Annotated in this window: 13 protein-coding genes; 5 read left to right on the top strand and 8 right to left on the bottom strand. The window is 41.0% G+C overall.

The window, feature by feature from the left end:
- Positions 1-127 precede the first annotated feature (127 nt).
- The gene (gene pdxR, locus MTN95_RS19185) at positions 128-1,576 is read right to left on the bottom strand and encodes a MocR-like pyridoxine biosynthesis transcription factor PdxR (protein ID WP_248339707.1); all 1,449 of its coding nucleotides are present in this window, start codon (positions 1,574-1,576) and stop codon (positions 128-130) included.
- 133 nt (positions 1,577-1,709) lie between these two features.
- On the opposite strand from pdxR (MTN95_RS19185), the gene MTN95_RS19180 reads away from it, so the two are divergent.
- On the top strand, positions 1,710-2,609 hold the full coding sequence (locus MTN95_RS19180; RefSeq protein ID WP_248339706.1) for a DMT family transporter: 900 nt from the start codon (positions 1,710-1,712) through the stop codon (positions 2,607-2,609).
- A 198-nt stretch (positions 2,610-2,807) separates the two neighbouring features.
- Here the strand turns inward: MTN95_RS19180 and MTN95_RS19175 are convergent, their stop codons facing one another.
- From MTN95_RS19175 to manR, 4 genes are all read right to left on the bottom strand, one after another.
- A complete protein-coding gene (locus MTN95_RS19175; protein ID WP_024120353.1) occupies positions 2,808-3,233 on the bottom strand; it encodes a MaoC family dehydratase in 426 nt (141 codons plus the stop codon).
- Between the two features lie 489 nt (positions 3,234-3,722).
- Entirely contained in the window at positions 3,723-4,670 is a 948-nt protein-coding gene (manA, locus tag MTN95_RS19170) for a mannose-6-phosphate isomerase, class I (protein WP_248339704.1), read from the bottom strand.
- A gap of 16 nt (positions 4,671-4,686) precedes the next feature.
- Positions 4,687-6,627 carry a PTS fructose transporter subunit IIABC gene (locus tag MTN95_RS19165; RefSeq protein ID WP_248339703.1) on the bottom strand — a complete coding sequence of 647 codons (1,941 nt, stop codon included), beginning with the start codon at positions 6,625-6,627 and terminating at the stop codon, positions 4,687-4,689.
- 148 nt (positions 6,628-6,775) lie between these two features.
- On the bottom strand, positions 6,776-8,728 hold the full coding sequence (gene manR, locus MTN95_RS19160; protein ID WP_248339701.1) for a mannose transport/utilization transcriptional regulator ManR: 1,953 nt from the start codon (positions 8,726-8,728) through the stop codon (positions 6,776-6,778).
- Positions 8,729-9,228: 500 nt separating this feature from the next.
- Between manR and bltD the strand changes: the two genes are divergently transcribed.
- Entirely contained in the window at positions 9,229-9,687 is a 459-nt protein-coding gene (bltD, locus tag MTN95_RS19155; protein ID WP_248339699.1) for a spermine/spermidine acetyltransferase, read from the top strand.
- Positions 9,688-9,796: 109 nt separating this feature from the next.
- Here bltD and MTN95_RS19150 read toward each other — a convergent pair whose 3' ends face one another.
- Both MTN95_RS19150 and MTN95_RS19145 read right to left on the bottom strand, forming a co-directional pair.
- The gene (locus tag MTN95_RS19150) at positions 9,797-10,711 is read right to left on the bottom strand and encodes a Vgb family protein (RefSeq protein WP_248339698.1); all 915 of its coding nucleotides are present in this window, start codon (positions 10,709-10,711) and stop codon (positions 9,797-9,799) included.
- Positions 10,712-10,912: 201 nt separating this feature from the next.
- Entirely contained in the window at positions 10,913-11,785 is an 873-nt protein-coding gene (locus MTN95_RS19145) for a YitT family protein (protein WP_105955123.1), read from the bottom strand.
- A 383-nt stretch (positions 11,786-12,168) separates the two neighbouring features.
- Between MTN95_RS19145 and MTN95_RS19140 the strand changes: the two genes are divergently transcribed.
- Together MTN95_RS19140 and MTN95_RS19135 are read left to right on the top strand one after the other, a co-directional pair.
- Entirely contained in the window at positions 12,169-12,498 is a 330-nt protein-coding gene (locus MTN95_RS19140; protein ID WP_105955124.1) for a winged helix-turn-helix transcriptional regulator, read from the top strand.
- A gap of 83 nt (positions 12,499-12,581) precedes the next feature.
- The gene (locus MTN95_RS19135; protein WP_248339696.1) at positions 12,582-13,154 is read left to right on the top strand and encodes an alpha/beta hydrolase; all 573 of its coding nucleotides are present in this window, start codon (positions 12,582-12,584) and stop codon (positions 13,152-13,154) included.
- Positions 13,155-13,409: 255 nt separating this feature from the next.
- On the opposite strand, the gene pdxR (MTN95_RS19130) is transcribed toward MTN95_RS19135, so the two are convergent.
- Entirely contained in the window at positions 13,410-14,801 is a 1,392-nt protein-coding gene (pdxR, locus tag MTN95_RS19130; RefSeq protein ID WP_248339695.1) for a MocR-like pyridoxine biosynthesis transcription factor PdxR, read from the bottom strand.
- Between the two features lie 152 nt (positions 14,802-14,953).
- Between pdxR (MTN95_RS19130) and MTN95_RS19125 the strand changes: the two genes are divergently transcribed.
- Positions 14,954-15,817 (top strand): DMT family transporter, encoded by an 864-nt coding sequence (locus tag MTN95_RS19125; RefSeq protein WP_248339694.1) that lies wholly within the window; start codon positions 14,954-14,956, stop codon positions 15,815-15,817.
- Positions 15,818-16,208 lie beyond the last annotated feature (391 nt).

Below are 16,208 nucleotides of genomic sequence, written 5' to 3'. Positions count from 1 at the left end.
CAATCACCGATAAGCTATCGGCAATTGGCTGTATAAAAGGTGTTTTGATCCCTGTCTCAAAAACGGGGGTCAGTCCCATTGTTTGGTATGTTTTTTGATAGATAGGTTCTCAACATTGAATGCATATTTATTTACTGGCCAGCTCCTTAATGATCAAACTTAATTCATAAATTCCCTTTTGAAGATCTTCAAGAGATGCATAAGCGTATGACAAGCGAATATAATTGCCTTTTTCCTGAGCATAAATACTGCCAAGATTGAGAAGAATCCCTTTTGTTAAGGCTTTTTTATAAAGTAATTTCATAGATATCGAAGGCAATATTTTTAACCAGATAAAGAATCCCCCTTTAGGAATAGTCCAAACAGCTGCATTCTTCATATTGGTTTCTAAAGCGCTCGTAACAAATTGCCTTCTTATCTTTAATTGATGTCTCACCCGTTCTAAATGCCGCTGATATTGGCCAGATGTAAACCATTCCGCCGCTACTCTTTGAGACAACGAGCTCGATCCGTAATCTGTCTGCATTTTAATGTCAGATAAACGTTCAATCACTGGCTCTGGCCCGACGATCCATCCAATCCTTAAGCCCGGGCTTAGCGTTTTCGATAAACTTCCTACATATAGCACATGACCGTTTTTATCTATTGTTTTAATAGGGTATGGCGGAATGTCATCTATCCACAGCTCACGATATATGTCATCTTCAATAATGGGAAGCTGCGTTTTTTCGCTTGCGGCAAGGATTTCTTTCCGCCGCTCTTCTGACATTAAGATACCAGTCGGATTTTGAAAACAAGGGTTTGTATATAATATGGCTCTTCCCCGTTCCCCCTTTGTCATATGAATATGATTTGGCAAAAGCCCCTCTTTATCGATAGGAAGTCCGGTCAGATTCATTCCGGCTGATTGAAATACATGTAATGAATAAAGATAAGATGGCTGATCAAGAAAAACAGTTGAACCTCTTTGCAAAAGTCCCATTGATATAAGCTGTAAGGCTTGCAGTGCTCCTGAAACTATAAGAATGGATGAAGGTGAAGCCTGAATCCCGATTGTTTTTAAATAATCACTCAATGCCTCTCTTAAAGGCAAGTATCCTTTTGGTTCCTCATATCCGAACGCCTCTATGTTTTGAGATACCTTGCCCATAATCTCTTTCATAGCAGACAAAGGAAAAATCTCTTTTGAAAGTTCTCCTTTGCTTAGCTGTATAAGATCAGAATTTGATTCTGATTTATTGATCTCTTGAACAATTCTTCGGCTTGGCTGCTGGATTCCCGAAGTTACATATTTCTCCCAATTGGGTGCAGAATTCTTAGCCAACAGTGTCCAAGTATTGTTGATGACAACTGTCCCTTTTCCCATTCTGCCTTCAATCAACCCATCTGCTATCAATTCCTCTAACGCTGTGATAACCGTGCTTCGATTTACATGAAAGTCTTTTGCAAGCGTGCGCTGGCTTGGAATCTTACTTCCAATCGGCCACTCTCCATTACCTATTTTCTCTTTTATATAATCAATGATTTGTAAGTACTTAGGAAGCTTTCTAACCGTTTTTTCTTCTGTAAAGCTCATCAAAAGCAGTCTCCTTCAACTAAAGTGGTTGGGTCAAAAATTATGTAACTGGTTGAAGCCATTTTATCAAATCTCTATTAGTATAAAACACACTAAATAACTGGTTGGTTTTTGTAAAGAAGGAGTGAAAATCATGAAAAAGAAAACTGTTCAACTCATCATATCTTACAGTCTTATGATCGGTTTGTGGGCATCAGCTTTTCCGGGAATTCGTGTAGGTCTGGAATATTACACACCCGAGCACCTTGCTTTATTTCGTTTGTTAATCGGATCTATGGCATTGTTGCTTTTTGCTGTGCTGACTAACATGCGCTTACCTGACATGAAAGATATCCCTGTCATCTTATTATTAGGGTTTTTAGGTTTTGCACTCTATCATATTTTGCTTAATATCGGTGAAAAAACAGTTAGTGCCGGGATTGCAAGCTTACTCGTAACCACAGCACCAATCTTTTCTGCGGTGTTGTCTCGCCTGTTTTTTGGTGAACATTTTGGCTTTTTTAAATGGATTGGCTCTATCATTAGTTTATTGGGTGTGTCATTTATTTCATTAGGGACAGGAGACCATACGCTTTCAATGAAAGGAATTCTGTTCATTCTGCTGGCAGCTTTTGCAGAGAGTATTTATTTTGTTTTTCAAGCCCGTTATATAAAAAAGTATGGTTTTATTCCATTTGTAACGTTTACGATTTGGGGTGCATCCTTACCAATGCTTGTTTTTCTTCCAGGCTTATGGGGGGAGTTTGTAAACGCCTCAATGAACTCCACATTGTCTATCGTTTACTTAGGTTTATTCCCCACGGTCATCCCATACTTTGCGCTTGCATATGTAACTTCAATCGTCGGTGCTTCTGAAGCAACGATTTCACTTTATGTAACACCGGCTTTGACGTTGGTGATTTCCTGGGTGTGGATAGGCGAAATGCCTTCACTTATTTCACTGCTAGGCGGAATGGTGACTGTCAGCGGGGTATGTTTCACCTACATAAAAGGAAGCAAAATAAAGATGTTAAAGGAGATGAAAAAGTTCTAATTTCTTTTCTGTCTTGATGCACGGTATCGGTACCCTGCTTCATGTCATTACATGAATGAATAAAAAAAACATACCAATCGTATTTGGTATGTTTTTTTCTAAGATGAGCTCTTAACATTGTAAGTCCAAAAAGCATATCTTAATTATACTCTCATCGTTTGATCAATTGGTGATCACAAACCTTTACTATTACATTATTTATTGCTTAATCAATACTGATAACTCACCTTCGAATACTTTTTCTTCTTTATGATTATAAGTAAATAACAATACAGTAAGTATTCCCGTTCCACTTTTCTTTGGTTTTTTATCCACTACCTCAACAACTGTATGCAATTCATCATCTGGATACACGGGTTTTATGAATTTAATATGATTCATCTCTGTTCCAGCAATAATATCGTCGCCATAGAATCCCTCTTCAATCCAGAGCTTAAATGAAATGGCTAACGTTTGTATGCCAGAAGCGATGATTCCATTAAATCTGCCTTTATTCGCTTTTTCCTCGTCTACATGCATATATTGAGGGTCAAATTCTTCCGCAAACCTCATTACATTTTCTTTTGTTACCCTAAAAGACTTTGTATGAAATACTTGTCCAATCGCAAATTCATCCAACTTCATAAATACACCTCTTATCAAAATATTTCTATCATCAACTATCACATAAAAAATACTTTATCATATTTCATGTAGATCATCCTTTACATTTTTACCTATAACACTTGTCAGATCAAATGCTCAGTTTGGGGAAAGAAACATTTGCAATAGCCAACGCGACAGCCCAAAGATGATTTTGCACATGAAATAAAAAAAACTGCGTTTATAATAGGATAGCTTGTTTTTTACAAACAAATCATTCAGAAACACATTTCGTTTTCTTCTCTTTTGGTCCATATAAAATTGAAGCAGCTTTTATAGGTTGTCTTAAGATAAAAGAAACCATCGAAGGGATGTCATAGTGAGTGAATATGAAAAAAGATACCAGCTGGTATCTTTTTATATTGAAACATTCATTTAGCTCAAAATGAGATCACTTTTTCGTTCCGTTCTGTATATCTTTCCGTTCTATATATCGATCTTAAAACGTGAAATTGGTCATAAAGTTTTATTTTACAGATTAGATACGATACACTCCGCATCCCCCGCGAGTTTGAATTCCCCAAACCCGTAAGGCAGCAACATATGATCTCCTTTTTTAAAGTCATATGTACGCTCGCCGGAGATTATCCGGCCTTCTCCTTCGATGACGCTGACAAGAAGGAATGATTTTTGCTGTTTTAAACTTGCCGATCCTGTTAACTCCCACTTTTCCACTGAAAAATAAGGGCACTCAATCAATATGGCTATGTGCAAATCATCTGTTTGTTTATATTGAACCGTTTGCTGCTCTGGCGCAAATGGTACGTCTATCACTTCTATGCTCTTTTCCAAATGGAGCTCGCGCAAATTGCCTTCTGTATCTTTCCGGCCATAATCATACAATCTGTAGGTTGTATCGGAATTCTGCTGCGTCTCTAAAATGAGAATGCCTGTCCCAATCGCATGAACGGTGCCGCTTGGCACATAGAAGAAATCCCCCGGTTTTACCTTTACGCGGCGCAGGAGCTTGTCCCATTTTCCACCTTCTATCATCGAGATCAGTTCTTCCTTTGTTTTTGCGTTGTGGCCATAAACGATTTCTGCATCTTCTTGGCAGTCTATAATATACCAGCATTCTGTTTTTCCGAGCTCTCCTTTTTCATGCGTTTTTGCATACTCATCTTTCGGATGCACCTGAACGGATAAGTCTTGATTGGCATCCAAAATTTTCGTGAGAAGAGGGAAGCGGTCCCCCTTTAGATGTCCGAATAAATGCCGGTGATGTTCCCATAATTCGCTGAGCGTGAGCCCCTTGTATATCCCGTTTTGAACAATGCTTTGCCCATTTTGATGTGCTGCAAAAGCCCAGCATTCCGCCGTTCGTTCTGACGGAATGTCATAGCCGAAAGCAGCCAAAGCGGTGCCGCCCCAAATCTTTTCTTTGAAAACAGGCTTGAAAAATAACGGTTCAGTCATCATGAAAAATTCCCCCGCTTTATATGATTTCATCCAGGAGTTTGTATGCTTCTTCTTTTGTCTGCACAGAGAGCAGCCTTTCCCTATAGCTGTCATCCATCAGTTTTCGAGATAGCATTTGCAGCAGTTTCAGATGCTGGTTCCCTCCGCTATCTTTCGGTACAGCAATCATAAAGATTAACTTTGCTTCTGATCCATCAAGACTGTTCCAGTCAATGCCTGATCGTTTGATTCCAAACACTACACTAGGCTTCTTGACGGCATCAGACTTCCCGTGCGGGATCGCAATATTCATGCCAATCGCCGTTGTCCCCTCTTGTTCGCGATTCATGATCGCTTGTTTAAAACCGCTCTCTGAATGCAGCATACCTGTGCGGGACAATTTTTGAATCATTTCATCGATAATGTCATCTCTGGTTTCGCCTGATAATGTTGGTTCAATAAGATCTATACTCATAATGTCTGTCAGCTTGTTAATATCCGTCTTCTCCATCTGTCTGCTTTCCGCTTCATTGTGCTGTTGCGGAACGTCATTCGATGCTGCAGCTTCACTCAGCCCGGCGGGTGAAGAAACCGGAATATCTTTTTTTAGTACATTAACTAAAAGAGCGGTGGTAAGAGATCCGGCAATCACTGCAATAAAAAACATCAATACATGATCAACGGCGCCTAGTACTGCCACTATAGGCCCGCCGTGTGCTACTCTGTCTCCGACATTGCCGATCATAGCGATCACAGAACCAGTCATAGAACCCGCCATAATCCCCGGAATGACGCGAAGCGGATCTTGTGCCGCGAATGGGATGGCTCCTTCAGTGATGCCAAAGAGACCCATGGTAAATGATGCTTTTCCCATTTCTCTTTCCGACTCCTGAAATTTTCTTTTTCCAAAAAACGTTGCAATCCCAAGGCCGATCGGCGGTATACAAATGGCGACGGCAATCGGTCCCATAATTTCATAGTTTCCTTCTCCGATCATGGCCGATCCGAAAAGGAATGCCACCTTGTTTACGGGGCCTCCCATATCAAATGAAATCATTGCGCCTAAAATCAATGCCAGCAGGATGGAGCTCGAACCTTTCATACCCGCCAGCCATACCGTTAAAGATTCGAAAATTTGGGCTACAGGTGCACCAATCAAAAACACAAACGCCAAACCTACAATTAGTGAAGCGAACACTGGAATAATAATAATCGGCATAATCGGCTGAATCGCTTTTGGAACCTTTAATTTTTTTATCCAAAGGGCAGCATACCCCGCCAAAAAACCGGCGATGATGCCGCCGAGAAAACCGGCGCCGCTTGCACTGCCGTAAAAGCTTCCCGTCGCTGCAATATATCCGCCGATCATTCCTGGTACAAGCCCGGGCTTATCAGCGATGCTGTACGCGATATATCCGGCCAAAATCGGGATCATGAATGAGAATGAGGCACTTCCGATCTGTTCAATCGTTTTCCAAAAAGATTCATCCGGAATGACTAAGCCCTTCGGTGTTTTCTCACCTCCAAGCGTCAATGCAACCGCTATCAATAACCCGCCGACGACGATGAATGGAACCATAAAAGAAACACCGTTCATTAAATGACGGTAAATCGGATTTTGTTTTTTCTCCTGTTGATTGCCGGCTTCCGAATTTGAAGCTGAACGGTAGACCGGCACATCGCCGCTAAGTGCTTTTTGAATTAATTCTTCCGGTTTGCGGATACCATCCTGAACCCCGACAGACAACAGTTTTTTTCCTATAAACCGGTCTTTGTTTACCGAACGGTCTGCCGCGATAATGATCGCGTCTGCTTCACGAATCTCCTCACCGGTCAGCTCATTTTCCACTCCGATTCCGCCTTGGGTCTCGACTTTCATTTGGACGCCTAATCTGTCGGCAGCTTTTTGCAGATTTTCCGCCGCCATATATGTATGGGCAATTCCATTCGGACATGATGTAATCGCTAACAGTTTCATACGAGTCCTCCTTTAAAGTATGAATCATAAGGCTTGTAACAACTGTATATCAAAATCATGCTTGTAAAAGCGCTGTTTTTTACCGTTAATTCCGGAAAAACCGGCATTTTTCCATATACAAAAAAAGCAGGGCATCAAAGCCCCGCTTTTAATAATTCAAATAAGATAAAAATGTCATAACATTTGTTTCTTTCGTCAGCTTATGAATGAATGCCGGGTGCTCACTCAGATATGACAGTTCATGGAACAATTGCTTTGTCATGTTTTGATCCTCGTGTTTGACAGCCAGCATAAAGACGAGCGACACTTTTTCAGCCCCCCAATCAAGCGGCTCTTTTAATGTGGCAATCGCAATGGCTGATTGTTTAATAAATTTAGAGTTTGCATGAGGAATCGCAATGCCAGCCCCAATGTTTGTCGCCGACATTTTTTCTCTCAACACAGCATGAATGGCATATTCCTTTTCCACATAGCCTTTCTCGTATAAAACCATTGCCATTTGTTCAATCAGCTTATAGCGATGAACTGACTCTTGCTGCAAAAAAACTAAGAAAGGAGTCGTATTGTTCAGCATCTTAAACGTTTTTTGTGTTTGGCGTCGCGCTTCGTCAACCTGATCCATAAATGCACTTAGTTTCTTCTCATCAGAAGGCTCCAACAGCGGTGATACAACAATATGAGGAATCGGCACATGTTCCAGCGCTACCGTGGCAATGACAAGATCTATGTCCCCATGCTTTGTTGTGTAATCTGCTAAATCAGCTTTTGCAATACAGGCCTTCACAGCGATTTGATGAAATTTCCGTTCAATTTTTGTCCGCAGCAATTGTGACATTCCAATGCCCATGTGGCAGACGATGATTGCCTTTTTACGCTTCTCGCTGCTGTGGTGCAAACGTTCGACCGCAGCTTGAAAATGCAATGTCAGATAAGCGGCCTCTTCCTCAGGAATAGAAAGAGCAAACGTTTGATTGATGTCTTCCAGAACGTCAATGATCATATGAAACAGATAGGGGTACATTTTTTTTATGTCATTTAGCATTGGATTTGATACAGAAAGATCGTAATTCAGCCGGTTTAGCACTGTGTTAAGATGGATGTTCAATCCGTTGATCAAATCCTGATCACTATGAAAATCAAGCAATTTCAGCTCTGACACACGATCGATTAAATGCCGCACAACCATGGGAAGCAAGGGATTTTCCAAAACCTTTTTTTCTTCTTCCCGAGACCGAAAACGAACTTTTCCGCCGAGTATATGGAGCGTTACATACACGGCTTCTTCTCTAGGGAAGCGGATGGCAAAAACCGCTTCCAGCCGTTTTAAACATGTCATTGCCCATTGATATTCTTTCTTCTTTTCTACTGCTGCCATTTCTGTTGGCGAAATCGAGATGGGCTGCTTCATTTTGATCCGGCGTATCATCAGCAATGTATGCAATAATAGATTCTCGAACGTTTCATCTGTGAAATAGATAGAATGGTGCTTTTGCAATGTTTTGAATTCATTCGACACACATTTCACTTCATGACTTAAGAACTTGCTTTTGATAAATTGACTTGTAAACTCTGGGTTATCAATCAAATCAGAGATTCTGGCTAAGGCTTTTCTTTTATTTCTTTCATTTCCCTCAATCTTTAAACCGAGCCGCTGCTTTGACACCAATTTGAGATCAAATCGCTTCAGCCACTCTTCAATTTCATGTAAATCCCTTTTGATGGAGGATTTATTCAAAAAATGCTGAGCGGCAATTTCTTTTGCTGAAACATGTTTTGTGTTCATTAATAATTGATAAGCGATTTGCAGAATTCTTTCTTCATCGGACTGGTGCTTTGAGCCAAAATGTTCAGTACCTAGTTGTTGAGTTAACCGGGTCCTTTCATGTTCTTCTATATTTAAATAGACACCTAACCCTGGTTTGCGAATGAGCTGAGCAGGAGAATGTTCATGCAAATAACCTTCGATCGTTTTCAGATCATTCCTGATCGTTTTTTCAGAACACTTTACCCTGTCGGCAAAATCTTGCACGACTAAATAGTCATCAGGTTCAGATAACAACAGATACAAAATGTCTTTTTGTCTAGTATTCATGTATCTCATCTGTTTTTCTATCCTTCCTGTGTTTCACTCAAATGATGTACTAATAGTATAAGTATACTACAGGAGAAACCGCTTACATTATAAAGTAAAATAAAAGCGCTAAAAGTTTCGTTTTTTACCGAAACTTCCGGAAAAATTGGATTTATGCGCAGAAAATCTGCTGTTCATTCATCAAAAAGAAGATACTCACCATAAAGGAGCACCTAGTGTATTGCAAGACCTCTCATACAGGTTTACAAAAAAAGAGCAGCTCCTCAGCTGCCGCGAGACAAAAATATAAAATTACAAGAATTCTTCTACCGAAAAATTGATGTTAGATGAGCTATCAGGGCTATGAAAAGTATTTAATTAAGGTTTTTGTGCAAATTGTAAAGTAAGGGGATTAACTGCAGAACTCATTGTTCCTTATAAGACTACATGATGTGGATGAAAGCGTAACAACGTTATGGATCTGAAAATCTTCTGTCCTTTTCAGAAAAAGAGAAAAAAGGAGAATGGCTATGAGTATTGAGATAAAGGCGGTAACTGAAGAGAATCGTGAATCTATTCTGTCTCTTCATGTTCACAAAAGCCAAATATCATATATAGAATCAACCAAGCAATGTCTAGAGGATGCATCAGAATGTCAGCATTATAAACCTGCTGGACTTTATTACGAAGGAGAGTTAGTCGGTTTTGCTATGTATGGATGGTTTCCTGAGTTTGATGAAGAAAATAAAAACGGCAGAGTGTGGCTTGACCGATTTTTCATTGACGAGCGTTTTCAAGGTCAAGGATTAGGGAGCATGATGCTTGAAGCTCTTATTCACCACCTTGCTGAGCTATATACATGCAACAGAATGTATTTAAGCATTTTTGAGAACAACATTCATGCTTTGCGCCTGTATCAAAAATTCGGCTTTACATTTAACGGTGAGCTCGATTTTAATGGCGAGAAGATCATGGTAAAAGAGCTATAAATACTTAAGCTGTTGAAAAGCTACATTGACGAGACTTCAATTCATGTAACATTATGGCGTTTCACGCAAAAGTGAAAAAGCATACTATGTTCTGTTCTTGGTATGCTTTTTAAATTCTTTCAGCACTTTCTCTTGATTTCAGTAAACGCAGCTTTCCGATTTTATTGCATTCTAATGCGAACCATACACTGCCTTCTTTGTCACAGCCAATTCCGTGAGGTTCGCCATTAGAGGTTTTGATTGTATATTCTTCAAAGGCTCTCTCTTTCGTCAATCTTCCTATTTTATTTGCTCCCCATTCAGTGAACCATAAATCCGATTCGACTCCCGCCGCAATAGCATGAGGCCGGGCATTTGGTGTAGGAATATCATATTCCGTTATTTCGCCGGACATCGTGATCCTTCCTATTTTATTTCCCATTATTTCTGTAAACCAAAGGGCACCATCATTTCCGTTGGCAAGACCTACTGGCGCTGCTCCCGGTGTTGGGATTGGGTATTCCGTTATTTCTCCTGAACGGGTTATCTTGCCGATCGCATTGTTTTGGTTTTCAGTGAACCAAAGTGAGTCATCGGGCCCCAACGTAATAAAAGAAGGATATGATTCTTTATTCGGCAGTTCGTATTCATGAATCACCCCTTCTGCTGTCAATCTCCCTATGCGATTTCCATTCATTTCAGTAAACCAAATATCACCGTTAAGACCTTCAGCAATTCCATATGGCGCTGAATTTGGATGAGGTAATGGGTACTCTGTAAATACGCCCGTTTCTGAAAGCCTTCCAATTTTATCAGTCCCATTTTCAGTAAACCAAATATCACCTATTGAAGATATGGTCAAACACAGCACTCGTGCATCAGGAGTTGGAACAATGAATTCTTTGATTGTTCCATTTTGATGAAGACAACTGATTTTATTTGCTTTATGTTGAGTAAACCATACATTTCCTTCACGAGAGACCGCTATCCCATAAGGACCAGAATCCGCCTGTAACATATCTATTTCTTGCAGCTCAATATTCAAATAAATCCCTCCATTTAAGCATAACCTTATACAAAAAAAGCCCCCTATTCTCATTATACGAGACAGGAGGCAATGGAATTCCAGTACAGACTTTAACATACTGACTTGCTTGTTACCTTATTTTCTGAGCGTGAAGACAAAAACAATTTAATATAAAAATTCTGAGGTATCTCGCTTTCGGGTTAGAAGTTGTGTTTTTCTCTAATGACTCGTATGTCTTCTAAAATTGCTGCCCTTCACTTCAGCTACGTCATATACGGTAACAAAGGCATTTTTATCAATTTCATTAATAATTTCCTTTAGTTTTGTTTCTTCAAGGCGGTTGATGACACATGTGATTTCTTTAAATTTCTCGTTGGAAAAACCGCCATAAGCTTCTTTATAGGTAGCACTTCGACCTAACTGATCACGTATTGTCTCTACCATTAATTCAGGCTGGGTTGAAATAATTTGAAAGGTTTTAGAACCGCTTAAGCCTTCCTCAACGATATGTATGACTTTGGACGCAATGTAGTAAGCAATGACTGACAGTAATGCCCCTTGTAAGCCAAATACAAGGGATACAAAAATAAACACAAAAAGGTTTAAGAATAAAATGAGATCGCTCGTTCCAAATGGCAATTTTCGAGACAGCAGCACAGCGAGCATATCAATTCCATCCAATGCGCCGCCGTTACGTAACGCTAACCCCATTCCCAATCCAAGGATAATCCCGCCAACAACGGTTATTAACAGGGTATCCCCCTCTATGATGGCTGGAGTGTGGTGGAAAAACATTGTGCCAGCGGCAAGTGATACGATTCCGATAATGGATAATAATGCAAAGTCTTTCCCGATTTGCTTATATCCTAACCAGACAAACGGGATGTTTAATGCTGCAATAAGGACCCCTAGCGGCAAATCAAATAGCTGTGAACCAACGATACTAAGGCCTGTCACCCCTCCATCAGATACACTGTTTGGAATGAGCACTGTTTCCAGTCCATATGCCGCTATAATTCCTCCGATAATAACCATTATGACTTGCAGAATCATTTTCGCTTTAAATTTTTTATGTTTTTTGACTGTATACATACCATTCCTCATTTCTCAAATATTTCGTTATATTTAACTATACCATAATAGATATTTTCAGCTAAAAACATCGTTTTTTTCAAATAAAGTAATTAACAGTAAGATTACCCTCTTTGACTTGGAACATTCAATTTGCCCGTGCCGTCTGTCGAACAAATCGCCCTTTCAGTTCAGATCGTGAATCAGGTCACAAATATCATTTGATGCAAGCTCTGACAGATTATGCTTCAACCCTGGCCAATAACTAGCAAGAGCCTTGGTTTCATGTTCGCAGCCGAGAGAACGTGAGCCGCCTCAGATTTACCCGCCAGGCCCTTTAAACTTCAACACCGAAATTCCTGATTTATTCTGTTATTATACTTTAAAAAGGAGGTTTGATTACAATGAATAGCCTGTGCCGCAGTAAACAAGCCCCATTTGAATACACCTTATCTCTTATAGGGGGAAAATGGAAAATGAGAATTCTCTATGAGTTAGGGTGTGAAAAAACGATGAGATACGGCGAGCTGAAAAGGGCTATGCCCTTCATCACCCATAAAATGTTAAGCGCACAGCTTAAGGAATTACAAATTGACGGCCTTATTCATCGGTCTGAGGTCTCTCAAGTCCCACTGAAAGTAGAGTATTCGTTATCTGACAGAGGGCGATCTTTGTATCCCCTCATAGAAGAAATGTGTAAGTGGGGAATGGCAGAAGGAATGCCTCATATGTAAAAGCTACTTACAAAAAAGTGCGTACTTGTTTCCCAATGAGAGGAATTTTATACTGAATGAAAATACTTCGTTTGGAGGAAAAAATGACAAAACAAGTCTATATCATTCATGGCTACAGAGCCTCCTCAACAAATCATTGGTTCCCTTGGCTGAAAAAACGTCTGCTCGCAGATGGGGTCCAAGCAGACATTTTAAACATGCCTCATCCGCTCGAGCCAAGACTTGAGGATTGGCTGGATACACTCTCTTTTTATCAACACACTTTAGATGAAAATACGTATTTGGTTGCGCACAGCCTAGGGTGCCCCGCCCTTTTAAGATTTTTGGAACATATTCAATTACGAAAACAGCTTGGCGGAATCATACTGGTTTCCGGCTTTGTCAAATCATTGCCCACTTTAAAGATGTTAGATGAATTTACACAGGGATCGTTTGATCATCAAAAAATCATCGAGACCGCGAAGCACCGCGCTGTCATTGCTTCTAAGAACGACCAAATTGTTCCATTTTCATGGAGCAAGGAGCTGGCACAACAAATTGACGCTGCGTTATACGAAGTCCAGCACGGGGGGCATTTTTTAGAAAATGAGGGTTTTACTTCTTTGCCTATTGTTTATGATGTGTTAACCTCTTATTTTTCAAAAGAAACTCGCTAAAGTCTTTCACACATCAGCTCATTCAATCGAGCCCGCTTTAGGAAAGCGGGCTTTCTAAAATCTCACTTAAAGCTTTATCAATTGCCTATCATCTGAAGTATTTGATGCTGAAGAAGGTTCATATAGGAGTATCCATTCAAAAAGCATTCAAAAGTTATCAGGAGCGGGAGACTGAGGGCCACTTATATCTTCAGTATTGTCATTCATAGCTGGGGATATTTTAAAAGCCATCATCCCCTAATGACTCCAGACCTCTCATATCCTCCAGGCAGCTTTCAGTTTTTTGATGCCTTCTCGTATGTTGAATTCAGAAACTCCTGCAAACCCAAGTGAGACCCTTTTCGCAGGAGGATTGTTTTTATAAGAAAGTGAAACAGGGTAAATTTTCACCCCATGTTCCTTTGCCTTCTCAATCAACTCTTTTTCACTAAATGGCAAATAAACGTCAAGTAAGATACGAAGTCCAGAGTTTTCTCCGCGAATCCTGACATGCTTTCCTAGTTCTCTTTGTACAGCCTCTAATAAAGCGGCTCTTTTTTTCCGGTAAAGCTTTCTCATTCTGTTGATGTGTTTTTGCCACTCTCCGCTTTTTATAAAGTCAGCCAGCGTCAGCTGACTGTGGCAGGACACCGTTTGCTTATATAAGGACGTTATTTCATGGCCTTTTTTCAAAAGAGGCGAAGGAAGAATCATGTAACTGATACGCAGCGAGGGAAGAAGAGACTTAGAAAAAGTGCCCATATAAATAACACGGTTATGCTGGTCAAGCCCCTGCAAAGAAGGAACCGGCTGTCCTGTGTATCTGAATTCCCCGTCATAATCGTCCTCTATGATGAATGATTGATTTTCTGCCGCCCATTTGAGAAGCTGCATTCTTCTGTTAATCGTCATGATTGTTCCCAGCGTAAATTGATGAGATGGCGTGACATATACAAGGCCTGGCTGCTGTTCTTTGATCTTCTGTATACAAATCCCTTCATCGTCGACCGGTATAGGAACGATATTCATACGATTGGCTTCAAAAATCTTGCGTGCTCTTGGATAACCGGGATCCTCATATCCTATGGAAATATTCGGTTCAAAAACTTGGCACAAGATTTGCAGAAGAATAGGATTGCCGGCACCTATGATGACTTGTTCAGGGACACAATGGACACCGCGTGATTGATACAGGTACTCCGCAATGAGTGTTCTCAGTGCAAACTCTCCTAAAGCATCTCCCGGCCGATAAAGCTCGTCGCCATATTGGTCTAAGCTATTGACCATGCTTCTTCGCCAAGCGGAAAAAGGAAAGTAAGAAGAATCTACATTTCCATAGTGAAAATCAATCCATTGTTTATTTTCTTGAACTTTTTCTTTAAAAGGTGATGCGCTCGGCATTTTACGATAGGCAAAATCAGAATCATGATAATCAGCAAACCATCCGCTTCTAGGCTTGCTCACGATATAGCCCTCAGCCGCAAGCTGTTCATACGCACGTTCTACAGTCGTTTGACTGATTGAAAGCTGACTCGCCAGGATTCTTTTTGAAGGGAGCTTCATTCCTTTTTGAATACGCCCTTGATGCATATTTTCTTTGAAATACCGATAAAGCTGCTGATAAAGCGGAATATCCAGATTTCTATTTAAAAAAGGCGTGATATCCATTTGCGCGTTTCCCCTAACTGGTATGCAATTTTTTATGAAAACTGGCTGTTTTTAAAAGGTCAATTACAGTTTATAGTCATTGTAATCCTTAGATACTGGTTTTGTTAAGAACATCCAGATCATGAAAAAGAAATATATTTGGAGTGATTGCAATGAACAAAGCAACAAATGGCTGGATGAATGGTTTTCTGGGGGTGCTCATTTTCAGCGGATCGCTGCCTGCGACCCGCTTGGCTGTGGCGGACTTCGATCCGTTGTTCCTCACCGTATGCCGCGCTGCGATAGCTGGTGTATTGGCCGGAGCGCTCCTTCTCATCTTCCGGCAGCAGCGACCTGCCAAAGGTGACATAACTGCGCTATTGGTGGTAGCGTTCGGCGTGGTGGTCGGTTTCCCATTGCTGACAGCCTTGGCGCTTCAGTATGTCACATCCGCCCATGCCATTGTTTTCATTGGGCTTCTTCCGCTCGCGACGGCGATCTTCGGCGTACTGCGCGGAGGGGAACGCCCCCGGCCAGCCTTCTGGATTTTCTCAGCTGCAGGCAGCTTACTAGTAGCAGGATTCGCCCTCATCCAAGGCGGAGGATCTTCCCCGATCGGCGACGCGTACATGCTGGCTTCTATCGTCGTATGCGGGCTCGGTTATGCAGAAGGGGCCCGGCTCTCGCGGCGGCTGGGAAACTGGCAGGTGATCTCTTGGGCTCTCGTTCTGTCGCTTCCTCTTATGCTGCCATTGTCATTCTATTTTACGCCGGACTCATGGTCGGGCGTCGGCGTTCCTGCACTGCTCAGTCTTGCGTATGTATCCTTATTCAGCATGCTGATTGGCTTCGTGTTCTGGTATCGGGGTCTCGCACAAGGCGGTATTGCGGCGGTTGGACAGCTGCAGCTTCTTCAGCCCTTCTTTGGACTGCTGCTTGCCTCAGTGATTCTGCACGAGAAAGTGGGCTGGGCACTCGTAGCAGTGAATATTGCCGTTATATTGTGCGTGGCAGCTGCTCGGCGATTCGCAAAGTAAGATAGGCTATGCAAAAACGGGGAAAACCTTTGTTTATTCCAGTTTCACTTTAACGAGTGAAACAAAAAGAAAAAAAACTGCAAAAGCTAAAGAGAACATTAAAAAATACCAGGGGTCTACAACCCTTGGTATCTTTGATGCGGCCGAGAGACTTGAACCTTCATGGATTATTCACCTACTAGACCCCTAAATCAAAGCTTATTTTCTTTACACTCCGTATATTCACTTTCCCATCATTTCTATATGTTTATATGAAATGTGATTTAAAAAATGGAGTCGGTAACGGGTATTTAATCAGTAAAATACGTTTACTGTTACGTCATTTATTGCTTCATCACCTCTTCTAAAGGCATATATTGAGGGTCAAATTCTATCGCAAACCGCGCATAGG

The organism is Bacillus sp. 2CMS4F, from assembly GCF_023161785.1.
Lineage (GTDB): Bacteria > Bacillota > Bacilli > Bacillales > Bacillaceae > Bacillus > Bacillus halotolerans.
The sequence above is the reverse complement of the archived record's forward strand: the minus strand, read 5'-3'. Positions and strand labels throughout refer to the sequence as shown.